This is a genomic window from Kineosporia sp. R_H_3 (assembly GCF_002198675.1).
Lineage (GTDB): Bacteria > Actinomycetota > Actinomycetes > Actinomycetales > Kineosporiaceae > R-H-3.
In genome coordinates this window covers 14,359-38,312 of record NZ_MWLL01000097.1, presented here as the reverse complement: position 1 = coordinate 38,312, position 23,954 = coordinate 14,359, and the positions used below count along the sequence as shown (strand labels likewise).

Genomic DNA, 23,954 nt, shown 5'->3' with positions numbered 1-23,954 from the left:
GGGGAGGGCGCCGGGGAGGGGACCGGGGACGGCGGGGGCAGCACTGGCTCTGTCATGCCGGGCCAGTGCCCAGCGACGCCGGACCGATGCCTGGTGCGATGTCGTCCGGCCCGTCCTCGTCCGGCCGACCCGTCCGCCGCGGCGTAACACGGCCGACACGTGATCGACACCGCGACCGACACCGGGGACGGCGACCCTGCGAGGCGTGACCGACCCCATCACACCCACCGACGCCACGAACGCCACCGACGGCGCCGACGCCGTCGACGGCCACGTCGTGGTCTGCGGGCTCCACGGCCTCGGCCTGCGGACGGTCGAGCAGCTCCGCCTCGCGGGGATCCCGGTGACCGTCGTCGACGACGAGCCCGACCCCCGGCTCGTGCGGGTGGTCCGCGGCTGGGGCGTCCCGCACCTCACCGGCAGCTCCCGGCTCGCCGAGACGCTCGTCGGGGCCGGCATCGGCACCGCCCGTGCGGTCGTGTGCGTCGAGAGCGACGACCTGCACACCCTCGAGACCGCGCTGCGGGCCCGGGAGCTGCGCCCGGACGTCCCCGTCGTCGTCCAGCTGACGAACCCTGCGGTGGGCCGCGCCCTCGCCGCGGTGACCGGCGCCGGCAGCGTCCTCGACGTCGCCGCGCTCGCCGCGCCGTCCGTCGTCGAGACCTGCCTGGGCACCCGGGCCCACCGGCTGCAGCTCGAGGAGGTCCCGTTCGTCGCCGCGACCCTCACCGCGCCCCGGGACGGGACGTTGCGCGATCTGTACGGCGACCTCACGCCGATCGCCGTCGAGCACGCCGCCGGACAGGACGCCGGACCGGACGCCGGACCGGTCGAGCCCGTGGTCTGCCCCGGACGCGACCTCGCCGTCCGGGCCGGCGACGCCGTCACCCTGCTCGGGACCCCGGAGGAGCTCGACGCCACCGGCCAGGGCTGGGGCCGCCCGAGGCCGGCCCGCGCCGAGGCGCTGCGGACGCTGCGGCCCGGCCGGGCGTGGCCCGAGGGGCGCCGGCCGGACTGGGCGCCGGGCCCGGCGACCGCGCTCTACCGCGCGCTGTCCCGGCAGGTCGACCGGCCGATGCGCTGGGCGCTCGCCGCCCTGGCGGCGCTCGTCGGCGTCTCGACCGCCGTCCTCCACCTGGGGTACCGCGACCCGGACGGCGGCAGCGCCATGACGCTGCTCGACGCGCTGTACTTCACGGTCGAGACGGTCGCGACCGTCGGCTACGGGGACTTCAGCTTCCGGGCCCAGCCCGCCTGGCTGCGCGCCTACGCGATCGTCCTCATGATCGTCGGGGCGATGCTCGCCACGGTGTTCTTCGCGATGCTCACCAACCTCCTCGTGAGCCGGCAGATCGCGCAGGCACTGGGCCGGCGCCGGGTGCCGGGCCTCACCGGGCACACCGTCGTCGTCGGCCTCGGTGCCGTCGGCACCCGGGTCGTCGAGCTGCTCCACGAGGCCGGCCACGACGTGGTCGTCGTCGAGGGCGACGAGTCGAACCGGTACCTCGGCCGGCTGCGCACCCTGGGTGTCCCGGTCATCGTCGGGGACGCGACGATGAGCGCGACGCTCGAGCAGGCGAACCTCGCGACGGCCGGGGCGGTCGCCGTCCTCACGAGCGACGACCTGACGAACCTCGAGACGGGGCTCGCGGTCCGGGACCTGCTCGGCCGCCGCTGGCGGGACGTCCCCGTGGCGCTGCGGCTCTTCGACCGCGACCTGGCACGGACCGTCGAGACCGCCTTCGGCTTCCAGCACGTCGTCTCGACGGCGGCGCTCGCCGCCCCGTGGTTCGCCGGGGCCGCGCTCGGGCTGCACGTGCTCGGCACGTTCTACGTCGGGCCGCTGCCGTTGCTCGTCGCCCGGCTGCCGGTGCGGACCGGTCGCGGGCTCGACGGCGTCGCGATGGCCGACCTCGGTGCCCAGCTGCGCGTCGTGGCGATCCGGCGGCGGACCCGCCGCGGCCTGGAGTACCCGCCCCGGCGGGGGACGACCCTGCGCGGCGGCGACGAGGCCTTCCTCGTCGGGCCCTACGAGGAGATGCTCGCGCTGGTCCGGCGGGAGCGCGCCTCGGCGGAGTCGGTCGAGGGCGCGGGCCGAGGGGCCCGGACCCGGTAGCCCCCGCGGGACACCAGGGTCGGCCAGGAGCGGAACAGCTCCCGGCTGGCGGGCGACAGGTCGTCGGAGGTCCCGCGGACGAGCAGGGTCGCGTCACCGGTCCCGAGGTAACCCATGAGGTAGCTCTGCCACCGCGGGTTCATCGAGCGGACGACGGCCGTGCCGTCGGCGAGCAGGGGCATGGCCGCGGCGTCGTAGGTCGCCCCCGAGACGTCGATGGCGACCGTGCAGCCGTTGCGCAGGTCCCGGCCGAGGACGTCGAGCGCGACGAGCGCCTTCGGGCTGTCGGCGGTGACGCACCGGGCGGCGTCGAGGGCGGGTCGCAGCTCCGCGGCCGGGAAGGGCCGGTCGGTCACGAGGGTGCTGCTCGCCGTCCACATCCAGCACGTGGCGACCACCCCGGCGGCCGCCACGGTGGGCACCGCGGGCCGCCACCGGGTCAGCGCCCCGAGCGCCGCGGCGAGCACCAGGGCGGCGTAGGGCGCGACGAGCGGCGTGTAGTGGTCGTAGAAGGACGGCGCCAGCACGACGACGAGCAGGCCCGATGCGGTGAGCGCGACACCGAGCGCCCCCTCGCGCCGCGTGCACGCGAGGACGGCGGCGACGACGGCGACGCACAGCGCGACGACACCGCCCGACGTGGCGCCGCGCAGCGTCCCGTCGGCGACGCCCCCGATGGTGCCGAGGGCGGCCACCCGTTGTAGGCGCTCCACGGTGCCCTCGGGGGTCGACCCGCGGCCGAGCTGGTCGACGACGACCATCCGCCACATCGCCCCGGGCGCGTGGACGAAGAACGGGAGGCACACCAGCGTCGCCGCGGCGACGGCGCCCGCGGCGACCCGGCCCAGCGGGCGCGCACCGAGGGTGACCAGGACCCAGCCGAGGACGACGACCACCGGGACGACGCCCCAGATCTTCACCGCGGGCGCGAGCCCGAGGGCGAGGCCGGCGGCGACCTGCAGCCGCGGCCGGGTCGCGGCCCTGCGCACCGTGAGCAGCGCCAGGCAGCCGAGCACGGCGAGGGTCCCGAGCGCCTCGAGGTACGTCGACGTCTCGTACCGGACGACGGGCGGCCAGACGGCGTACAGGGCGCCCGCGGTGACCGCTGCGACGACCCCGGCCCGGCGCGCGGTCACGGTGACGAGCGCGGCGTTGGCGGCGCCGACGCACGCCCAGGCGACGCGGGCGGCGGCCATCCCCGTCGGGTCGTCCGTGAGCCGGGCGACCCAGCCGAAGGGGAGGGCGGCGACGACGATGCCGGGCGGGTGCAGCAGAACGAAGTCGCGGTACGGCATCCGGCCGAACGCGAGCGCCTCGGCGGCCGAGAAGTAGACCCCGTCGTCGTAGCCCTGGGACATCACGCCCGCTCCGCCGGAACGCCCGAGCGCCGCGAGCCTGGCCCACAGCGCGAGCCCTGCGACGGCGAGCACCCCCACGAGCAGGAGCACGCGCGGCCACGGCACGGCGCGGACCTGGCTCCCGGTCCCGAGCGGCGGGCCGTCGACCGCTACGGGCGCTGTCGTCGACGACACGTCACGAGCGTACGGCGCGGATGTGTCCGATGATCGCGGGCGGCCCGCCGCTGTCGTGCGGGCCACCCGCGATCCGGACCGGGCCGTCAGTCGTCCTCGTCCTCGTGCTCGTCCTCGTGGTCCTCGTCCTCGTGGTCCTCGTGCTCGCTCTCGTGCTCGTCCTCGGCGTGCTCCTGCTCGTGCGACGAGCTGCGGCCCGAGGAGCCGGACGAGCGGCGGTGCGTGCTCGAGGTCCGGCGCGCGGCCACGACGACGCGGTGCGTCGTCGTCCGGTGCCTGGGCGGCTGCGCCTTCGGGGCCGGTGCCTTCGCGGCGGCCTCGGTGGTCTCGACGGGTTCGGGCTCGGCGGCGGCCGTGGCCCGTGGCTTGGCCTTGACGGTCACGACGACCTTCGGGGCCTTGGGGACGGCGGCCGCGAGGGCCGACCCCTCGGACGACGTGGCCGAGGTGCGGGACACCGCCGGTCCGACGACCCCTGTGTAGAGGCCTGCGGCAGCGATGGTCCCGACGACGGCTCCGGCGATGCTCGTGCGGAGGGCACCCACGCGGACTCCTGTTGTCTGGAAGCGCGCGACGGCAGGTGCCGCCGCGTCGGTCCCGTCCTCGACCGGATCCGGTGCGTCCTTGAGCGCTGCGGCACGACGGCACCCGGACGGACGCGCCCGTCCGGGTGCCCGGGTGCCGGTCCCGGCGCCGGCCTCAGCCCTGCGCGGCCCGCTCCGCCGCGACCGCCGCGATCGCCTTGACGATGCCGTCGTAGCCCGTGCAGCGGCACAGGTTGCCGGACACCGCGGTCCGGATCTCGTCCTCGCTCGGGTTCGGCGAACGGTCGAGCAGCGCCGTCGCCGAGACGAGCATTCCCGGGGTGCAGAACCCGCACTGGACGCCGCCGCGGGTGAGGAAGGCCTCCTGGAGCGGCGCGAGCGTCTCGCCGTCCGACAGACCCTCGACGGTGGTGACGTCGCTGCCGTCGGCCTGCACCGCGAGGTAGGAGCACGAGTTCACCGGGCGGCCGTCGACGAGCATCATGCAGGCGCCGCACTCGGAGTCGTCGCAGCCCTCCTTGGAGCCGGTCAGGCCGACGTCGCCGCGCACCGTGTGGAGCAGGCTCGCGTGCGGGTCGACCGTGAGCGGGTAGGGGACCCCGTTGACGGAGAGGGTGATGTCCACTGCCACTGGTCGTTCAGCTCCCGAAGGTCGTGTCGCTCGCGGGGACGGGGACGGACTCGCCGCGGGCACGCCGGACGGCGGTGAGCACGGCCCGGCGCGTGATGACGGCGGCCATCGCCCGCCGGTAGTCGGCGGAGCCCCGGACGTCGGAGATCGGCCGCGCGGCCGCCGCGGCCGCGGCACCCGCGGCCTTGGCCGCCTCGAAGCCGCCGTCGGTCCCGACGAGGGCCGCCTCGGCCTCGGCGACCCGGTGGATCACCGGGGCCAGGGCCGTGATGGCGACCTTCGCGCCGGTGACCGTGCCGTCGGCGCCGAGGGTGACCACGGCGCCGGCACCGACGATGGCGATCTCCATCTGGCGCCGGTACTGGAGGCGGACGTAGCTGCTGCCCGATGCGCCGTCGGCCGGCGGCGCGTCGAGCTCGACGGCGACGAGGAGCTCGTCGGGCGCGGCCGTCGACCGGCCGGGGCCGGTCCACAGGTCGGCGAGGGCCACCCGCCGCTCGCCGGCCGGGCCGACGAGGACGGCGACCCCGCCGTGGCACAGGAGCGGCGCCCCGGTGTCCATCGCGGGGGAGGAGTTCATGACGTTGCCGCCGAGGGTGCCGTTCGCCCGCGTCGCGTGCGAGCCGACGATCGCGGACGCGTCCGCGAGGCCCGGGTACGAGGCGAGCACCGTCGGGTCGGCCATGAGGGTCGCGTGGGTGACGAGGGCCCCGAGCCGCAGCCCGCCGCCGTCCGTCGGCGCGACGTCCGCGAGGCCGGGGATCCGGTGGATCCCGACGAGCGCGGCCGGCAGCGGTGCCTTGCCGTGCCGGGCGCCGACGACGAGGTCGGTGCCGCCCGCGATCGGGCGGGCACCGGCGCTCATCGCGGCGACGGCCGTGGCGACGTCCCGGGCCTCGACGTACGTCCTGCTGCTCGCGGACGTCGTCATGGATGTCGCGGTGCTCACTGGTCCTCCCCGGCGGGGCTGTTCGCGGCGAGCCAGACGCGCTCGGCCGTCATGGGCAGCTTGTCGACGTGCCGGCCGATGACCTTGGCGATCGCGTTGCCGACCGCCCCGGACGTCGGGACGCTCGGTGGCTCGCCGACCCCCTTGCTGCCCTTCGGGCCGGCGTTCGGGGTCTCGATCTCGATCCAGCGGATCTGGATGCGCGGGCCGTCGGAGGCGGTCTGGAGCTTGTAGTCGAGCAGGCCCGGGTTCTTCTGCCGGCCCTCCTCGTCGGTCCAGGTCGCCTCGGTGAGCGCCTGGCCGATGCCCATCATGACGCCGCCGTAGACCTGGCCGTCGGCGCCGACCTTGTTGACGATGACGCCCGAGTCGTGGGCCGCGGCGAAGTCGAGCACCCGGACGACGCCGGTGTCCCGGTCGACCTTGACCCGGGCCGCGTGCGTGATGAGCTGCGGCGCGAGGAAGGACTCCATGCCGAGGCTCCCGACGCAGGCGGAGGCGTCCGACGCCGCGGCCTCCGGCACCTCGCCGGATCCCTTGCCGAGGATCGGCTCGCCCGTGCCCGCGAGGTCGGCGATCGTCACGGACGTCTCGGGGGCGCCCTTGACCCGCACGGCGCCGTCCGCGAGCTCGAGGTCCGCGACGTCCGCCTCGAGCTTCTCGGCGCCCATCGCGAGCAGCTTCGCCCGCACCTCCTGCGCGGCCTCGACGACCGCGCGGCCGTTGTTGAAGGTCGTCTGGGAGCCCGACGAGCCCATGTCCCACGGGCCGGCGTCGGTGTCCTGGTAGTTGATGGAGAAGTCGGACGGGGACATCCCGAGGATCTCCGCCGCGAGGATCGGCAGACCCATGACGGAGCCGGAGCCGTTCTCCTGCGCGCCGGTGACGATCGTGGCGGTGCCGTCGCCGTTGAGCTTGACGTACGCGCCCGACGGGACGCCGAAGCACGGCCACCAGCCGCAGGCGACGCCGACCGCCTCGTCGTCCGGCAGCTCGCCGCGCAGGTAGGCGTCGTAGCCGATGAGCTCCAGCGCCGCCTCGAGGGTCTCCTTGGCGCCGATCTTCTCGAAGACCTGCCCGGCGGGGCCCTCGTCGCCCTCGGCGACGAGGGTGCGGCGGCGCAGCTCGACGGGGTCCATCCCGATCGCCGCGGCGACCTCGTCGAGGTGCTGCTCGAGCGCCCAGCACGCCTGCGGCGCCGTAGGCGCCCGGATCGAGGCCGCGGGCTGGTTCGTGGAGTAGTTGAGGAACGCCTCCACCCGCACCGTGTCGAGCTTGTAGGGGCCGCACGCGTGCATCGCGGCCATCTGTGCGAAGAAGCCGCCCTCGCCGGTGTAGGCGCCCTTGTCGAGCACCATCCGGCCGCGGCGGGCGACGATCCGGCCGTCCCGGGTCACACCGGTCTCGAGCTCGATGTCCATGCCCTCGCGGCGGTGGTCCGGCGCGACGAACTCCTCCTTGCGCGTGAACACCAGGCGCACCGGGCGCCTGGTGACCTTCGCGAGGATCGCGACGTGTGCCTCGAAGTGGAAGTCGCACTTGGAGCCGAACCCGCCGCCGAGCAGCGGGACGACGATGCGCACCTTCGACTCGGGGATCTGCAGCGTGTGCGCGACGCCCGAGCGGGCCGCGAACGGCACCTGGGTCGAGGACCAGACGGTCACCGAGTCGCCCGTCCACTGCGCGACGAGCGCCCGGGGCTCGATCGGGACGCCCTGGCTCGCGTCGGACACGTAGTGGCTCTTCACGACGACGTCGGCGCCCGCCATCGCGGCGTCCGCGTCGCCCTTGGCGATGACGTAGCGGCTCATGACGTTGCCGTCGCGCACGAGGTTCTCGTCCGCGCCGTACTCCGCCCAGCCCTCGTGGAGGACCGGCGCGTCCGGGGCCATGTTCGCGACGTAGTCCGGCTGGGCCGAGAGCACCTCGTACTCGACCTCGACGAGCGCGGCGGCCTCGCGGGCGATCTCGACGGTGCGGGCCGCGACGCCGGCCACGACGTCGCCCTCCCACAGCACCTTCTCCTTGGCGAACAGGCGCCGGTCCTGCGTCATCCCGCCGTACCGGACGTCGGGGACGTCCTCGTGCGTGACGACGGCGAAGACCCCCGGCAGGGCCTTGGCCCTGCTCGTGTCGATGGACACGATCCGGGCGTGCGGGTGGTCGGCGTAGCGGAAGGCGGCGTGGAGCTGGCCGGTGAACGTGAGGTCGGCCGTGTACCGGCCGAGACCGGTCACCTTCTCCTTGCCGTCCGGGCGGAGGAAGGCGCGGGGCCGCTCGGGGGTCGACGAACCCTGGGCTGGCGTGTCGATGACGGACATGCTGGGCGGCACCTCGATCACTGCGGGGACCGGACCCGCGTCATTCTGCCGGTCGGCTCCCGATCCCGACAGGTGGGGGCGTGGAACACTGACCGGCCGGTCAGCGGCCGGCGGCGGCGACGACGAGATCCGTAGCCTGGTGTCAACCCGGCGGACACACCGGCGACACGGTCGTCGGTCCCGGGTCAGGCCGACGTGACGTCCCGGCGCTCGAGGAGCACGACCCCGGCGACCACGGCGAGCACCCCGAGGCCGACGAGCCACAGCGCCGGGGCGGCCGCGAACGCCGTCATCGGGACGGCGGCCAGGTGGTGGAAGGGCGACAGGTCCAGGACCCACCCGGGCCAGTCGAGCGCCGGCCCGACGAGCTCGACGACGTACCCCGCCCCGGCGAGCGAGGCCGGCAGCGTGAGGGTGAGCCGCGGCGCACCGCCGAGGGTCAGCGTGGCCAGCCCGACGAAGAGGACGGCCACGGGCAGCTGGTTGAGCGCGCCGCGCATGCTCGCGCCGAGGGCGAGGTCGGCGCCCGACGCCGCGGCGCCGGCCCAGGTCGCGACGCCGGCGAGCACGGCGAGCCCGGTCGTCCCCGCGAGGACGACGAGCAGCCGCCCGGCGAGCCAGCGGCGCCGGGTCACGCCGCGGACGAGCAGGCTCTCGAGCCGGCCGTCGGCCTCCTCGGCCCGGGCAGCGCCGACCCGCCAGGCCGCGAAGAGCGCGAGCACGAGACCGAGGATCACCGACATCACCGCGACGAACCCCTCGGCCGTGAGCATGGCCCCCAGCCCCATGACCTCGACGGCACGCCGGTAGGCGTCGTCGGCCGCGAGGAAGTCGAGCATCGTGCCGAGCATGCCGCCGAGGACCGCCGTCCAGACCGCGAGGCCGACGGCCCAGGCGAGGAGCACGCCGCGGCCCTCGCGCCAGGCGAACGCGACCGGGGAGCCGAGGCCGCGCAGCCGGGCGGCGCGCCGGTCGGGCCGGGTGAGGAAGGCGCCGGCGGTGTCCCGCCGGCCGCGCAGCGCGACCGCCAGCGCGCCGAGCACCGCGCCACCGGCCCAGAGCGCGACGACCGGTGCGGGGCGCTGCGCCGCGTACGGCTCGACGGCGTCCGTCCAGCCCCACGGCGTGAGCGCCCGCAGGCCCTCCCGCTCGGCGCTGCTGTTCGCGACCAGCCGCAGCACGTACGCGAGGCCGAAGAGCCCGGCCCCGGCGGAGAGCGCCCGCCGCCGGTTGTCGAAGGTCTGCGCGCACACCGCGCCGACCCCGGTCCAGAACGCCGCGAAGCCGCCGACGGTCAGTGCGAACAGCGTGCCTCCGGTCCAGCCCGCGCCGAGCACGCCGAACGTGACCGCGACCGCGCCGGCCACGGCCGCGCAGCCGGCCGCGACGACGCCGAGCTGCACCGCGGCCAGGGTGCGGGCCGGGAGCGTGCCGGCGAGCAGCGGGGCGACCCGGTCGACGTCCTCCTCGCCGCGCAGGAGCCGGGTCGACACGAGCAGCGCCCAGACCGCGACCGTGGCACCGATGAACCAGCCGCCGTCCCAGGCCGTGAAGCCGCCCGCCGTGCCGACCCCGTGCGGCGGACCCTGGAGCATCCGGATCGCCGGGGTGTCGAAGAGCGCCAGCTGGGCCGTCGAGGTCCCCTGCGGGTAGGCGGCGCGGAAGCTCAGGATCTCCAGGAGCACGTACGCCGACAGCGCCGCCGCGAGCACGAGCGTGCCCCGGGCGACCAGCCGTGCGACGAGCCGGGCCGCCGTGGTCGTGGCGCGCGGCACCCCCTGCGGCCGGGTGACGCCGTGCCGGTGGTGCGGCAGCGGGAGGGCGGTGGTCATCACAGCCCCCGGTCGTGCGCCGCGGCGACGGCTCCCTGCTGGCCGGCGGTCGCGGCGTAGTAACCGAGGAACACCTCCTCGAGGGTGGGTTCGTGGCTGTGCAGCCGGGCCACACCGGCGGCCGCCAGCCGGGCCAGGACCGGTGCCGGCGAACCCGCGACGACGACCCGCAGGCCGCCGGCGTGCGGCTCGGCGGAGACCACGCCCGGCAGGGCGGCGAGGTCGGCGGGGTCGGGCGCCGTGGAGTCCGGGCCGCCGTCGAACTCGGCGTCGAGCACGAGCGACCCCATGCGGCGCAACGCGTCCAGGGTCGCGACCTCGACGAGCCGGCCCTCGCGCAGGATCGCGACCCGGGTGCACACGTCCTCGACCTCGTCGAGCAGGTGCGAGGAGAGGAAGATCGTCCGGCCCTGCGCCGCCGCCTCCCGGACGAGGGCCTGGAACTCCGCTTCCATCAACGGGTCCAGCCCGGCCGTCGGCTCGTCGAGGAGCAGCACGTCGGGGCGCGTCATGAACGCCGCGACGAGCATGACCTTCTGCCGGTTGCCCTTGGAGTAGGCCCGGACCCGCAGCCCCGTGTCGAGCTGGAACCGCTCGACGAGCTCGTCCCGCAGGGCCGTGTCGACGCCGCCCGCGACGTTGCCGAGCAGCTCCAGGGTCTCCGCGCCCGTGAGCTGCGGCCAGAGCGCGACCTCGCCGGGGACGTACCCGACGTGCCGGTGGGCGCGCACGACGTCCTCGACGGGCACCCCCATGACCCAGGCCCGGCCCGCGGTCGGCCGCAGCAGCGAGAGCAGCAGCCGGACCGTCGTCGTCTTCCCGGCACCGTTCGGGCCGAGGAACCCGAACACCTCCCCGGGCTGCACCTCGAGGTCGAGGCCGTCGAGGGCGAGCACGTCGCCGTAGCGCTTGGTGAGGTGGTCGGTCCGGATCGCCGGGGTACCCATGACAGCCTCCGTGGCGAAGGGCGCGGGTCCTTCCTCACGCTAGGCGGAGGGCGTTCGGCGGTGCGGGGGCGAACGTCCCCGGGCGGGTCCGGGCCGCCCCCTCCCGGGCCCGGACCGTCCGGGTGCGCCCCCCCCGCCGCTCAGCAGCCGCTCGTCTCCCAGCCGGTGACCACCCAGCCGTTCGGTCCCTCGGTGACGAAGACGAGCTGGACCCAGCCGGCGCCGCCGTCGAACGGGACGCCGAACACGACCTCGCTCCCGGGCCCGTCGAGCCGGGTCCAGCCGTTGCGGTTCATGCCGTTGTCACCGGCGGCGTCCAGGAACGCGGTCAGCGCCTGCTCCGCGCTCGGCTGGGGCGCCCCGTCCTTGCTGCTCTTCCGGTTGGGCACGTCGCCGCCGCTGCAGCCGATCGCGTGCCGCGGGAGCGTGGCCACCTGCCTCGTCCGGCTCACGAGCCGCAGGTCCTCCGGGGGCGTGACGACCGCGACGACGGCCTTGTCCTCAGGGGTGGTGAAGCCGTCGACCGACGCACCGAAGCCCTCGGGGACGGAGCCGAGCCACTCGACCCGCAGGTGCGCGCAGGGCGGCTCGGCCCCCGGCACGGGGTAGCTGAGCTGCGTCCGGCCGTCGTCGGTGCTCGTCGACATGGACTCCATCGGGTCGTAGGGCGACGTGTCCGCCGGGTCGGCCGGCCAGCGGAGCTCGACGGCACCGCCCGGGCCGCTCCAGTGGACGACGAGCTGGCCGGGCAGGACCGACCCGGTCGAGTCGTCCGCCGGCCCCGGCTGCGGCCCCGTCCAGCCCTTCGGCGGGTACACCGGGACGGGCAGCCGCGGCCCGCACAGGGGGGCGACGACCGGGTCGCTGCTCGTCACGACCGGGGTCACGTCCTGCGCGGAGGCCGACGGGCTGACGCTGGGGGCCGGGGTCGGCGACCCCGCCGGGCCGACCGGTGACGGCCGGGTCCCGCCGCCGAGGTAGGTCGACAGCCCGAGGACGACGGCCATGACGGCCGCGGCCACGGCGACCGCCGCGAGCAGGGGCCGGGGCCGTCCCGGACGTGCGGCGGACGGCCCGCGGCCGGCGACGCCCCGGGGCGACGGAGCGAGGGCCGCCGTGGCCTGCCGGACCTCGGCGGCCGCAGCCCGCAGCGCCCCGTGGACGTCGCGCTCGTGCGCGCGCCCGCGTCCCGACCCGCCCGTGGGCGGGTCGCTGTACGGGTCGGTGCTCATGCGTCGTCCCCCTCGTCGAGAGCCAGCCGGTCGGCGAGCGTCGCCCGGGCCCGGCGCAGGTGCGTGCGGACCGTCTCGGCGGAGCACTCGAGGACGGCCGCGACGTCGTCGAGCGCCAGGTCCTCGAGGTAGAAGAGCGCGACCGCCTGCGCCTGCCGCCGGGGCAGCCGGCGGACCTCGCGCCACACGTCGTGCGCGCCCTCGGAGATGTCCGGGAGGACGGCGCGGCGCCCGCCGAGCCGGGTCAGGGCCTTCGCCTCCGCGACGCGGCGGCGCACCGTCGAGACCGCCTGGTTCGCCGCGACCCGGCGCACCCACGCGGCCGGGCTGTCCAGCGCGCAGACCTCGGGCCAGCGCCGGAAGGCTGCGAGCAGCGCCTCCTGCGCGAGGTCCTCGGCCGCGACCCGGCTGCCCGACAGCGCGAAGGTCAGCGCGACGAGCGGCCGGAAGTGCGCGGTGTAGAAGGCGTCGAACGAGGCGACGTCGGGCCCCCTGCCGGGGCCTGGGGCCGCGACGGGCGCCCGCGGGCTCTGCTGCATACCCCTCACTCGCGCGAGCGGGCCACCTCGGGGTACACGCCCCGGCATCTGACCGCGCCGGCCTACGGCGCCGTCGTCCGGAGCACGCCGAGGTCGACGACCGGGTCGTCCTCGACCGCGGGCCGCCCGCCCCGGCGCGGGCCGTGGTCGGCCGCGGCGGCGAGCAGCGCGTCGTCGGCGTCCCGGCTGCTGCGGCGCCGGACGGCGTCCGCGGCCGCGGGCGGGACCCGGGCCATGAGCCGGCCCTGGACGGAGCGGCCGTCGGCGACCCGGAAGAGCGCGAACCAGGTGTCGAGGCCGCCGAGCGTGTCGGCGAGGTCGCCGAGCAGGCCGCGCAGGGCGTGCGGCCGCTCGGGCAGCCGCACCTGGAGCCGGACGACGCAGCGCGGCCCGGGCGCGGGGTCGTCCGCGGCGTCGACCGGTGCCGGCGGGATCGGCTCGACGACGGCCTCCCGGTGCAGCGCGCCGCGCAGCGCCTCGACGTAGGGCACCCGCGGGCCGGTGCCGCCGAGCGGGGCGAGGACGACGAGCTGGGCGGCGAGGCCGTGCAGGACGACGCTCGTCATCGCGACGAGGCGGGTGGGCCCGTTGCCGCCGGCGGCGGCGAGGACGTCGGCGGACAGGCCGACCCGGGCCCAGGCGCACACCGCGAGCGCCTCGGTGCCCGCGTCCGGCGGGGTGCCGACGTCGTCGGCGCGGACGTCGCGCAGCACGTCGTTCGTGCGGCGGCCGGCGCGGTCGGTCTCGTCGGGCGCGGTCTGCCCGCCCTGGTGGGTGGCGAACTCGGGGACGGCGTAGGTGTGGACCCGGGCCGCCCCGCGCCGCGGGTGCCGGGTGCGCAGGCCGTCGAGCGCGGTGAGGTAGCGGGCGAGGCGGCCGAGGTCCTCGCCGGGCACGAACGGCACCCCGACCCGCAGCCGCATCCAGTCCCGGTCCTCGGCCGCGTACGTCGGGGGCAGCGCGGGCGTCTGCACGAGGAGGACGGGCAGGTCGTCGGCCCGGGCCGCCGCGAGCAGCACGGCGACCGGGTGGTCCTCGACCGGCAGCGCCTCGAGCCGCCCGGGGACGAGCCCGACGAACGCCTCGACGATCCACGCGGGCGGCTCGACCGCCGAGAGCCGCCCCGGCTCGACGGGGACCTGGCGGACGAGCATCCGGCCACCGGTCGGGTCCGAGCGCCGCGTGTGCTCGGCGGCGCGCTCGCCGGGGTGCACCGGCCCGTCGTCGTCCGGGGCCGGACGGGTGTGCCCCGGCCGGCCGCCGGCCAGCACGAACGTCATCGAGCGGCCCGCCGCCGTCGCGTGGAAGAGCCCGTGCACGCTCGTCGACGACCGGCCGCCCGCCGGGCCCCGGCCGGGGTGCTCGTCGTCCAGCCCGGCCCCGAGGGTCACGTCGAGCGCCGCGGACAGGGCGCCGGGGGAGTCCGGGGCGCCGACGAGGTGGCCCTGCGTGAGCCGGCCGAGCAGGAGCGCGTCGGCGACGAGGGTCCGGCACCAGGAGCCGCGCAGGACGTCGAGCCGGGACAGGTCCGGCGGGTGGGCGGTGCGCAGCAGCAGGGCCGGCTCGCTGCCGGCCGCACGGGCCCGGCCGGGGCGGCGCAGCAGGAGCTGCAGCCCGAGCTGGGCGGCGAGCGCGAGGACGGCGACGACCGCGGGGTGGCTCGCCGCGGCGGCGAGCGCCCCGGCCAGCGCGAGCGGCGGGAAGACCGTCGCGAGGCTCAGCAGGTAGGTGGGCTGGGAGAGGACGCCGCGCAGCGTCGACCGGTCGGGCCGGTCGGCGCGGCTGGCCTGGATCGCGGGGAAGAGCGTGAGGACGGTCGCGAGGATCTCGGCGTTGACGGTCCGCAGGTTCTCGCCGCGGCCGAACGCGAGCAGGAGCAGCGTCACGGCCGCGAGCAGCACGGCGTTGATGGCGTTGGTGTCCCGTGCGGTGTCGAGGACGGTCGAGTCGGACACCTCGACGTCCGCGTCGACGGCGGCGTCCCCGGTCGTCGCGCGCTGCGCCGAGCCGTCGACGACCGAGGCGCGGACGTGGACGAGCCCGGGCGTCGCGGTGTTCACGACGAGCCGGCGCTCGTACGACGCCGGCAGCCAGGTGCCGCCGTCCCAGGTCTGCTGGAGCGCCGTGACGGGTGCCGCGGTGTCCTGGGCGGCGACGGCGAGCAGCCGCGCCCGGAGCATGCGCAGCCGGGCCGTCGGGTCGGGGACGCCGGCCGCGGTGCGCAGGTGCTGCAGCGCCTCCAGGGAGCTCTCGACCTTGTCGACGGCCAGCCCGGCGAGCCGGCGCCGCACCCACGCGGGTTCGCGCTCGCCGTCCAGCACGAGGGTCAGCAGCGCGCGCAGCTCCTCGACCGGCCGGACGTCGGAGAGCGCGATCCGGGCGCCCGCCGGGGCCGAGGCGGTCGTCACCCCGACCGAGATCCCCTCCGGCAGCCCGAGGTGGACGACCCGGTCGGAGTGCGGGGACGCGGTGTAGAGGTCGACCCGCAGGTGCGCCCGTGCGGACGTCGAGAGCCGGCGGCGGCGCTCGGGGTGCAGGCGCCGCCCCGGCAGCCGCACCGCGAACGACGTCGGCCGCCCGTCGACCGCGACCGGGACGACCGCGTGGACCACGCCGACGAGCGCCGCGACCATGTCGACGAGCCGCGACCGCAGCACCGGCCGGGGCCGGTCGAGGTCGAGGCGGACGGCGGCGAGCAGCCCGGTGCGGGCGACGATGAGCCGCTCCTCGACCTGGGCCCGGCCGCGCTCGAGCATCGGGGCGCCCTCGCCGCCGTCCGGGCCGCCGTCGATGTCGGCCCCGGTGCCGGGCAGCAGCCGTCGCAGCGCGGCGGCGAGCAGGACGAGCTCGTCCCGGGTGGGGCCGCTCGCGCCGTCCGGGCGGGTCCGCGGCAGCCGGCCGAGGACGAGCTCGGCGAGCGCCGGCGCCAGCCAGCGGTGCACCTGCGCCTGCGTGGCCTTGCTGATCCGGGCGCCGCCGGCGTCGGTGACCTCCATGCTCGTCACCGGGTCGCGGTCGGGACCGGGCTGCTCCCTGGGGCCGGCGACCGGCGGCGGGACGGCGAGCACCGGCAGCCACACGACGTCCTCGTCGAGGACGGCACCCGGCAGGTACGACAGGTCGACGTCGACGACGACCTCGGTCTCGACGACCCGGGCCCGGCCGACGTCGAGGTGCTCGGTGGTCCGGCGCACCCACTCGGTGTTGCTCAGCAGGTAGAGCAGCCGCCGCCCGAGCCGCGCGTCCGACTCGACGCGCAGCTCCACGAGCCGGAACTCCTCGACCGTGACGTCGTCGGTCGCCGCGACGAGCGCGTCGAGGACGCCGTCCCGGTCGCGCGCGGACGGCGCCGTCGCAGCGGTCGGGTGCTGCGCTGGTCCTACCCCCGGGGCCGGCACCGCTCGATCATGTCGCACCGGTGGTGGGGAGCGCGAGCAGAGGCCGGCCTCAGGTGACCGCGAGCCCCGCGCCCCGGAACACGTCGCGCACGGCCTCGAGGGAGTCGATCGTCGGCCCGGGGGTCTGCGCGAGCGGGTAGTCGATGCCCAGGGCCGCGTACTTCGCGGCGCCGAGCCGGTGGAAGGCGAGGACGTCGACGCGTTCGACGACGCCGAGCCCCGCGAGGAAGTCCGCGAGCGGCGCGACCTCGTCGACGTCGTCCGTCCAACCGGGGACGAGCACGTAGCGCACCCACGTCGGGCGGCCGAGCACGGCGAGCCGGCGCGCGAAGCGCAGGGTCGGGTCGAGGTCGCCGCCGGTGAGCCGCCGGTAGCGGGCCGGGTCGGCGCACTTGACGTCGAGCAGGGTGAGGTCGACGTCGGCGAGCGTCGCGTCGTCCGCCCGGACCCCGAGCGCGCCCGACGTGTCGAGCGCCGTGCTGATCCCCTCGGCCTTGCAGGCACGCAGCAGGGTCGACGTGAACCGTTGCTGGAGCAGGGGTTCGCCGCCGGAGACGGTCACGCCGCCGCCGGTGACGTCGAAGAGCGTCCGGTAGCGCCGCACCCGGGCCATGACGTCGGCGACGCTCGTGCGGACGCCGCGACGCTCGGTCCACGTGTCCGGGTTCTGGCAGTAGAGGCAGCGCAGCGGGCAGCCGGCGGTGAAGAGCACGAACCGGGTGCCCGGGCCGTCGACGCCGGTGGACAGGTCCCAGGAGTGGACGGCGCCGTCGACCGCCGCGAGCGCGTCGTCGTCCGCCGGCCCCGATGTGCCGGGGCCCGGCCGGACGGCGACGAGCCGGGCGTCGAGGACCATCTCAGACCTCGCCGTGCACCGTGCGGTTGACGACGTCGAGCTGCTGCTCGCGGGTCAGCCGGACGAAGTTCACGGCGTAGCCCGACACCCGGATCGTCAGCTGCGGGTAGTTCTCCGGGTGCTCCATCGCGTCGAGCAGCGTGGCCCGGTCGAGGACGTTGACGTTGAGGTGGAACCCGCCGGACGCCGTGTACCCGTCGAGGATGCCGACGAGCCCGCGGACCCGCTCCTCGCGGGTGCGGCCGAGCCCGGACGGCGTGACCGTCGCGGTGAGCGAGATGCCGTCGAGAGCGTCCTCGTAGGGCAGCTTCGCGACGCTCAGGGCCGCGGCGACGAGACCGTGCCGGTCGCGGCCGTTCATCGGGTTCGCCCCGGGCGCGAACGGCTCGCCGCCGCGGCGGCCGTCCGGCGTCGGGCCGGTGTGCCGGCCGTAGACGACGTTGCTCGTGATGGTGAGGACCGACTGCGTCGCGACGGCGTCCCGGTAGGTCCGCTGCGCGCGCACCTTGGCCATGAACGTCCGCACGAGCCAGGCCGCGACGTCGTCCGCGGTGTCGTCGTCGTTGCCGTAGGTCGGGAAGTCGCCGTCGACGAGGTAGTCGGTGACCAGCCCGGTGATGTCGCGGACCGGGCGCACCGACGCGTGCCGGATCGCCGACAGCGAGTCCGCCGCGACCGAGAGCCCGGCGATGCCGCAGGCCATGGTGCGCCGCACCGGGTAGTCGTGCAGCGCCATCTCGAGCCGCTCGTACGCGTACTTGTCGTGCATGTAGTGGATGACGTTCAGCGCGTCGACGTACGTCGCGGCGAGCCAGTCCATCATCGCGTCGAGCCGTTCGACGACGGTGTCGGCGTCGAGCACGTCGCCCTCGAGCGGCGGCAGCACCGGCCCGACCTGCTCGCCGGTGATCTCGTCGCGGCCGCCGTTGATCGCGTAGAGCAGCGTCTTGGCGAGGTTGACCCGGGCGCCGAAGAACTGCATCGACCGGCCGACCTCCATCGCCGAGACGCAGCAGGCGATCGCCGTGTCGTCGCCGTGGTGGGCACGCAGCAGGTCGTCGTTCTCGTACTGGATCGCGCTCGTGTCGGCCGAGACCTGCGCGCAGAAGTCCTTGAACCCCTGGGGGAGCGCTGGCGACCAGAGCACCGTGAGGTTCGGCTCGGGCGCGGGGCCGAGGTCGTAGAGCGTCTGCAGGTACCGGAACGACGTGCGCGTCACGAGGGTGCGCCCGTCGAGCGCCATGCCGCCGATCGACTCGGTGACCCACGTCGGGTCGCCCGAGAAGAGCGCCTCGTACTCGGGCGTGCGCAGGAACCGGACGATGCGCAGCTTGATGACGAGGTCGTCGACGAGCTCCTGGGCACGCTCCTCGGTGAGCAGCCCGGCCGCGAGGTCGCGCTCGAGGTAGACGTCGAGGAAGGTCGAGGTCCGCCCGAGCGACATCGCGGCGCCGTTCTGCTCCTTGCACGCCGCGAGGTAGGCCAGGTAGAGCCACTGGACGGCCTCGTACGCCGTCCGCGCCGGGCGCCGGACGTCGCACCCGTAGGACGCCGCCATCTCGACGAGCTCGCCGAGCGCGCGGACCTGCTCCGCGAGCTCCTCGCGGTCGCGGACGACGTCCGGCAGCGACGGCCGCGCGTCGAGGCCGGCGCGCTCGCGCCGCTTCACCTCGACGAGGGCGTCGACGCCGTAGAGCGCGACCCGGCGGTAGTCGCCGATGATGCGGCCGCGGCCGTAGGCGTCCGGCAGGCCGGTGATGATGCCCGCGCGACGGGCCGCCCGGATCGCCGGCGTGTAGGCGTCGAAGACGCCCTGGTTGTGGGTCTTGCGGTGCGCCGAGTAGAACCGCTCGACGTCCGGGTCGAGCGTGTAGCCGTAGGCGGCGCAGCCGTCCTTGACCATCCGCAGACCGCCGTTGGGCATGATCGCCCGGCGCAGCGGGGCGTCGGTCTGCAGGCCGACGACGATCTCGTCCTCGACGTCGATGTAGCCGGGCGCGTGGCTCGTGATCGTCGACGGCGTCGTGGTGTCGACGTCGAGGACGCCGCGCTCGCGCTCGGCGGGGAACAGGGCGGTGACCCGGTCCCACAGGCGCGTCGTGCGCGCCGTCGGGCCGGAGAGGAACGACGCGTCGCCCTCGTAGGGCGTCACGTTGGCGAGGACGAAGTCCCGGACGTCGATCGTGTCGCGCCAGGCCTGCCCCCGGAAGCCGCGCCACGGGTCGGGCGCGGCGGCTGGTACGTCCGCCTCCGGGTCGGCCGGGCTCCCGGTCGTCGACTGCTGGTCGAGCGTGGTCGTCACCGCTTCTGCGCTCCCGTCGCGCCGGCGGGAGCGGCTCGTGACCGCTGATGGACCCGCAAACGCTTGCACGACAATTCTTCGGTCGCCCGTCCGGCCGCCCGCGGGACGAACGTCTGACCCGGGAGCCGCAGGGTCCGCTAAGGAATGGTCAGACCATTCCTGCGAGGCCCGTCACACCGTCCCCGGTGCTCGCAGCGGCAGCACCTCGCGGCGTCGCCACTGCCCCGCGTCGTCCCGGACGAAGAGCGTCACCGCGCGGACGGCGCACCGCAGCGGCAGGCCGGGGTCGACGGCCGCCCGCACCTCCGCCAGGGCGGAGTCGACCTGCTCGGGGCGGAGCCTGCGGGCGATGCTCAGGTGCGGCTGCGGGTCTGCGTACCGGCCCCGGTACGGCGGGTGCTGCGGGTACGCCGCCGCGAGCGTCGCGGTGAGGGCGCGGAACGGGGCGTCCGGCTCGGGGTGCAGCCACAGCACGCCGGGGACGTGGTCGACCCGGGTGAACGCGACGTCGAACGCCGGCACCCGGGCCATCAGGGCGCGCAGCCGGGACAGCCCGGCGTCGACGTCGCCCGGGTCGAGGAAGGGGTAGAGCACCGTCACGTGGGCGGGCATCCCCTCGGTGGCGCCGGGGTCCCGGACGGCCCGCACGCCGGCGACGAGCGGCTCCGCCTCCGGGACCTCGACGGCGAGCGCGCTCGGCCGGCCGGCGGCCCGGGGTGCGGCGGGTCCCGGTGCGGGGGCCTGGTCGGAGGGCACCCGCCCATCATGGGTCAAGGCACTCCTAAGTGATCGTCACGGGCCACGGCCCTGGGTAACGTGCGCATCGCCCGTCCGGGCGAAGGCGCCACCCGGACGGCGTACCGCCGGTTCAAGGCAGGCGCGCGGCACGTCGACGGAGAACTGTGACGAGACCTCGGGGTGTCTGGGCGGCCGCGGTGTTCGCGACCGCCGTGTTCGTGGCCGGGACGGCGACCGCGCAGGCGGACGGGAGCGGGGTGACGCCCGACGGGGCCGGGACCGGGGCGGGGTCGGTCTCGGTCCTGGCGACCGCCGCGGTGGACCAGCGCGGCACGGTGCGCCGGGTCGTCGACGGCGACACCCTCGAGGTCGACGTCGCCGGGGACGGCACCTCCACGCCGGTGCCGGTCCGGAACGTCGGCCTGCAGGCCATGGAGAACGGCGACTGCCACTACGCCGAGGCCAAGGCGGCCCTGGCGGCGGCCGCCCCCGTCGGCTCGTCGGTGCGGCTGACCGCTGCGCACGCCGGCTCACGCAGCCGGGGCCGGCTGCTGCGCCTCGTCGACGTCCTCCACGGCACGACGACGAGCGACCCCCAGCTCGCGGTGATCCGCGCCGGGCAGGCGCTGCCCCTCGTCTTCCCCGAGGAGCCCTCCCGCTGGCGCGCCTACGAGACGGCCGGCCAGACCGCGAAGCGCGCGGGCACCAACCTGTGGGACCCCGACTACTGCCGCAGCGGTCCGCAGCAGGGCGTGCCGATCCGGCTCTGGGTGAACTGGGACGCCGAGGGCACCGACACCCGGAACATCAACGGCGAGTACGTGCGGGTGCTCAACGCCGGCACCGTCCCGCTCTCGGTCGGCGGCTGGGTGATCCGCACCGCGGCCCAGGACGGCTTCCGGATCCCCGCCGGCACGAGCATCCCCGCGCACGCGACCCTCACGCTGCGGGTCGGCCGCGGGACGCCGTCCGGGCGCACGTTCTACTGGGGCCGGACCGCGGTGCTCTTCCCGAACTGGTACCAGGCCGGGACCCACGGCAGCGGTGCCTACCTCTTCGACCCGGACGGCGACCTGCGCGCGTCGGCGCTCTACCCGTGCCTCGTCTCCTGCACCGACGGCCGCAAGGGCAAGCTGACGATGGCCGTCCACTACGACGCGCCCGGCGACGACACCCGCGCGAACCCCAACGGCGAGTACGTCACCGTCACGGCGTCGTCCGCGGTGAACCTCTCGCACACGGTCATGACCTTCAACGGCAACACCCTCGAGCTCGGTGGCGGCTCGACGCTCGTCCCCGGCCAGAAGCTCGTCGTCCGGATGGGGCGCGGCACCGCGACGGCCAGGACGAAGTACTGGGGCCGCAGCAGCGTCGTCCTCAACAACGGCGGCGGCTCGGTGGAGCTGCGGACGACCGAGGGCATCCGGCTGGTGTGCAAGGCCTGGGGCAGCGGCCGCTGCTGACGGCGCGGGCGGCGGGGGGCTCCGCGGGCTTGTCCGCAGGGTGCCCGGGGCAGCAGGATGCGCGACGTCGTCGTCGGCCCCTCGCGGGCCCGTCAGGAGGCCCGCCGTGCTCAAGGGGATCGACCCGGTCGTCACACCCGAGCTGCTCCACGTGCTCGCGTCGATGGGGCACGGTGACGAGCTCGTGCTCGTCGACCGCAACTTCCCCGCGGTCTCGGTCGGGCGGCGCGTCGTCCGGCTCGACGGGTGCGACCTGCCGCGCGCCGCGCAGGCCGTGCTCTCGCTCTTCCCCGTCGACACGTTCGTCGAGCAGCCGGTGGCCGCCATGGCGATGGTCGACACCCCGGACGTCGTCCCCGAGGTCCAGGAGGACGTCTTCGAGCTCGTCGAGGCCGCCGAGGGCCGTGCGGTGGGCGTCGAGCGGGTCGAGCGGTTCGCGTTCTACGAGCGGGCCCGGCAGGCCTTCGCCGTCGTGACGACGAGCGAGGACCGGCCGTACGGGTGCGTCCTCCTCGTCAAGGGCGTCGTCTGGGACCCGCCGCAGGAGTGACCCGCCCGACCGGCGACCCGCGCGGGCTCAGCCGGTCCGTGCGGCGAGCCAGCCGCGCAGCGCCGCGAGCGCGCCCTCGGTGAGGCCGTGGCCGCCCGCGTCCCGGTGCGCCGTGAGGTCGGCGCCGGAGCCGGTGTGCGCGTACTCCCACGTGCGGGCGAGCAGGTCGGCCGGGATCACCGTGTCGTTCGTGCCGCGGGCGAGGAACACGGATGCGCCGGCGAGGCGGCCCGGGGTGGTCGGCATCCCGGCGTCGAACGGCAGCGTCCCGTAGAGGACGGCGACCCCGGCCCAGCGGTCCGGGTCGTCGAGGAGCAGCCCGCCGGCGAACGCGGCGCCGCCGCTGAACCCGACGAGCACGACCGGCCGGCCGGGCTGGGCGACGCCGTCCAGCCAGCCGCGGAACCAGTCCGTCGTCTCGCGCAGGGACTGCGCCACCGGCCGGCCGATCCCGCGGTTGGCGAACCACGCGTACCCGCCGCCCTCACCGATCGGTGCCCGGACCGCCGCGTACGCCGGGCCGGCCGGGAGCGCGTCGGCGAGGCCGATGATCTGCTGCTCGTCGGAGCCGCGGCCGTGGAGCAGGACGACGAGGGGTGCGGCCGGGTCGGTGCTCCCTCGGGTCGCGACCGCCGGCGCGGGGAACTCGGGGTGCATGCGCGGCTGCGGGGTGCCGTCCGTCGTCGTCATGAGGACAGGATGCCCTCCGTCGTCCGGCGCGCCCGCAGCCCCCGCCGCCCGGCTACGCGGCGCCGTCCGGCTCGTCGCCGAGCAACCGGCCGACGACCTCCGGCGGCAGCCCGTACGTCTCGTGCAGCTCACGCCGGACGTCGTCCCCGAGGCGGCCCGCGCCGCGCAGCCGGCCCACCCGGCGCGCGCCGTCCGCCACGACCCGCTCGAAGGAGCGCTGCTGCCCGGCGAGCACCGTCCGGACCTGCCGCGGGTCGACGGTCAGCTCGAAGAGGTCGCCCGTGCCCCCGACGAGCGCGTCCGGCAGGTCGACGAGCCGCAGCGCGGGGTCGTGGAGCCACAGCCGGGTCAGCGCCCGGCGCAGGAGCCGCTTGAGGACGTACCCCTGCCGGGTGTGGCCCGGCGCGAGGCCGTCGCCGACGAGCAGCACGGACGCCCGCAGGTGGTCCGACACGACGCGCACGTCGCCCGGGCCCAGCCCCCAGACGGACGACCCGTGCGTGACCCACGGCCGCAGGACGTCGGTGTCGTAGACGCTCGCACCGCCCTGCAGCACCGCCACGAGCCGTTCCAGCCCCGTCCCGACGTCGACGCACGGCACGCCGAGCGGGGCGAGCCGCCCTTCGGTGCCGCGCCGGAACCGCATCGAGACGTGGTTGGCGACCTCGACCCACCGCGCGTCCCGGGTCGGCGTGGACGACGGCGGCGTCGCGGGGTCGGTCCAGACGAACAGCTCCGAGTCCGGCCCGCAGAGCCCGACCGGCCCGTTCGACCACCAGTTGTCCTCGACGGTCCGCTCGACGGGGACGCCGAGGCCCTCCCACAGCCGGGCCGCGTCGTCGTCCGCCGGCACGTCGCCGTCCCCGCCGAAGACCGTCGCGTGGAGCAGCCCCGGCGGCACGCCGAACCCGTCGGTGAGCAGCTCGTACCCCCAGCGCAGCGACGTCGGGTGCGGGTAGTCGCCCAGCGACCAGCAGCCGAGCATCTGGAACGCGGTGAGGTGGGTGTCGTCGCCGACCTCGTCGACGTCGGTCGTGCGCAGGCACCGCTGCACCGACATGAGCCGCCGGCCCGCCGGGTGGCTGCCGCGGGCCAGGTCGTCGGTGAGCGGGTGCATCCCGGACGTCGTGAACAGGACCGGGTCGGTGCCGGGGCGCAGTAGCGAGGCCGGCGGCAGCAGGACGTGGCCCCGCTCCCGGTACCAGGCGCGGAAGGTCTCGAGGACCTGCTGGGTGGACGGCGGGACCGGTGGGACGTGGTGCCCGGACATGGGTTCTCCTCGGGTGCGGGCGGACGGTGCCCGGCACCCGCAC

At 76.1% G+C, this 23,954-nt stretch carries 18 protein-coding genes; 3 read left to right on the top strand and 15 right to left on the bottom strand.

The annotated features are described in order from the left end of the window. Positions 1 to 205 precede the first annotated feature (205 nt). Positions 206 to 2,116 (top strand): NAD-binding protein, encoded by a 1,911-nt coding sequence (locus ECOMGDLI_RS08740; protein WP_198954699.1) that lies wholly within the window; start codon positions 206 to 208, stop codon positions 2,114 to 2,116. Here ECOMGDLI_RS08740 and ECOMGDLI_RS08735 read toward each other — a convergent pair. The 13 genes from ECOMGDLI_RS08735 to ECOMGDLI_RS08675 all read right to left on the bottom strand — a co-directional run bounded on the left by ECOMGDLI_RS08735 (position 2,029) and on the right by ECOMGDLI_RS08675 (position 19,956). After that, positions 2,029 to 3,648, bottom strand: a complete 1,620-nt coding sequence (locus ECOMGDLI_RS08735) for a DUF2029 domain-containing protein (protein ID WP_088316130.1) — start codon at positions 3,646 to 3,648, stop codon at positions 2,029 to 2,031. The genes ECOMGDLI_RS08740 and ECOMGDLI_RS08735 overlap by 88 nt on opposite strands. Before the next feature lie 86 nt (positions 3,649 to 3,734). Then, positions 3,735 to 4,193: a hypothetical protein gene (locus ECOMGDLI_RS08730; protein ID WP_088316128.1), complete on the bottom strand. Its 459-nt coding sequence runs from the start codon at positions 4,191 to 4,193 to the stop codon at positions 3,735 to 3,737. Between the two features lie 154 nt (positions 4,194 to 4,347). After that, positions 4,348 to 4,818, bottom strand: coding sequence for a (2Fe-2S)-binding protein (locus tag ECOMGDLI_RS08725; RefSeq protein ID WP_198954698.1), 471 nt, complete (start codon positions 4,816 to 4,818; stop codon positions 4,348 to 4,350). Positions 4,819 to 4,831: 13 nt separating this feature from the next. Beyond that, a complete protein-coding gene (locus ECOMGDLI_RS08720) occupies positions 4,832 to 5,773 on the bottom strand; it encodes a xanthine dehydrogenase family protein subunit M (RefSeq protein ID WP_143447587.1) in 942 nt (313 codons plus the stop codon). Continuing rightward, entirely contained in the window at positions 5,770 to 8,094 is a 2,325-nt protein-coding gene (locus ECOMGDLI_RS08715; RefSeq protein WP_143447586.1) for a xanthine dehydrogenase family protein molybdopterin-binding subunit, read from the bottom strand. Before ECOMGDLI_RS08715 ends, ECOMGDLI_RS08720 begins: the two co-directional genes overlap by 4 nt. Before the next feature lie 185 nt (positions 8,095 to 8,279). Next, positions 8,280 to 9,926 (bottom strand): hypothetical protein, encoded by a 1,647-nt coding sequence (locus tag ECOMGDLI_RS08710; RefSeq protein WP_143447585.1) that lies wholly within the window; start codon positions 9,924 to 9,926, stop codon positions 8,280 to 8,282. After that, the gene (locus tag ECOMGDLI_RS08705) at positions 9,926 to 10,873 is read right to left on the bottom strand and encodes an ABC transporter ATP-binding protein (protein ID WP_088316118.1); all 948 of its coding nucleotides are present in this window, start codon (positions 10,871 to 10,873) and stop codon (positions 9,926 to 9,928) included. The genes ECOMGDLI_RS08710 and ECOMGDLI_RS08705 overlap by 1 nt, the downstream gene beginning before the upstream one ends. A gap of 140 nt (positions 10,874 to 11,013) precedes the next feature. Then, entirely contained in the window at positions 11,014 to 12,105 is a 1,092-nt protein-coding gene (locus ECOMGDLI_RS08700) for a hypothetical protein (RefSeq protein ID WP_088316115.1), read from the bottom strand. After that, positions 12,102 to 12,644 carry an RNA polymerase sigma factor gene (locus tag ECOMGDLI_RS08695; protein WP_158220944.1) on the bottom strand — a complete coding sequence of 181 codons (543 nt, stop codon included), beginning with the start codon at positions 12,642 to 12,644 and terminating at the stop codon, positions 12,102 to 12,104. The genes ECOMGDLI_RS08700 and ECOMGDLI_RS08695 overlap by 4 nt, the downstream gene beginning before the upstream one ends. Before the next feature lie 62 nt (positions 12,645 to 12,706). Then, positions 12,707 to 16,042: a hypothetical protein gene (locus ECOMGDLI_RS34515; protein WP_088316111.1), complete on the bottom strand. Its 3,336-nt coding sequence runs from the start codon at positions 16,040 to 16,042 to the stop codon at positions 12,707 to 12,709. Positions 16,043 to 16,091: 49 nt separating this feature from the next. Next, complete coding sequence (gene pflA / locus ECOMGDLI_RS08685; RefSeq protein WP_088316109.1) at positions 16,092 to 16,898, bottom strand: pyruvate formate-lyase-activating protein; 807 nt, start codon at positions 16,896 to 16,898, stop codon at positions 16,092 to 16,094. A gap of 1 nt (position 16,899) precedes the next feature. Continuing rightward, a complete protein-coding gene (gene pflB / locus ECOMGDLI_RS08680; RefSeq protein ID WP_088316107.1) occupies positions 16,900 to 19,200 on the bottom strand; it encodes a formate C-acetyltransferase in 2,301 nt (766 codons plus the stop codon). Positions 19,201 to 19,371: 171 nt separating this feature from the next. Then, entirely contained in the window at positions 19,372 to 19,956 is a 585-nt protein-coding gene (locus ECOMGDLI_RS08675) for a 2'-5' RNA ligase family protein (protein ID WP_088316104.1), read from the bottom strand. 146 nt (positions 19,957 to 20,102) lie between these two features. Between ECOMGDLI_RS08675 and ECOMGDLI_RS08670 the strand changes: the two genes are divergently transcribed. After that, positions 20,103 to 21,401, top strand: a complete 1,299-nt coding sequence (locus ECOMGDLI_RS08670; RefSeq protein WP_143447584.1) for a lamin tail domain-containing protein — start codon at positions 20,103 to 20,105, stop codon at positions 21,399 to 21,401. A gap of 106 nt (positions 21,402 to 21,507) precedes the next feature. Then, positions 21,508 to 21,951, top strand: a complete 444-nt coding sequence (locus ECOMGDLI_RS08665; RefSeq protein WP_088316100.1) for an RbsD/FucU family protein — start codon at positions 21,508 to 21,510, stop codon at positions 21,949 to 21,951. A gap of 27 nt (positions 21,952 to 21,978) precedes the next feature. Here ECOMGDLI_RS08665 and ECOMGDLI_RS08660 read toward each other — a convergent pair whose 3' ends face one another. Together ECOMGDLI_RS08660 and ECOMGDLI_RS08655 are read right to left on the bottom strand one after the other, a co-directional pair. Beyond that, entirely contained in the window at positions 21,979 to 22,641 is a 663-nt protein-coding gene (locus ECOMGDLI_RS08660; protein ID WP_198954697.1) for an alpha/beta hydrolase, read from the bottom strand. 52 nt (positions 22,642 to 22,693) lie between these two features. Next, positions 22,694 to 23,911: an alanine--tRNA ligase-related protein gene (locus ECOMGDLI_RS08655; RefSeq protein ID WP_088316098.1), complete on the bottom strand. Its 1,218-nt coding sequence runs from the start codon at positions 23,909 to 23,911 to the stop codon at positions 22,694 to 22,696. Between the last annotated feature and the right edge of the window lie 43 nt (positions 23,912 to 23,954).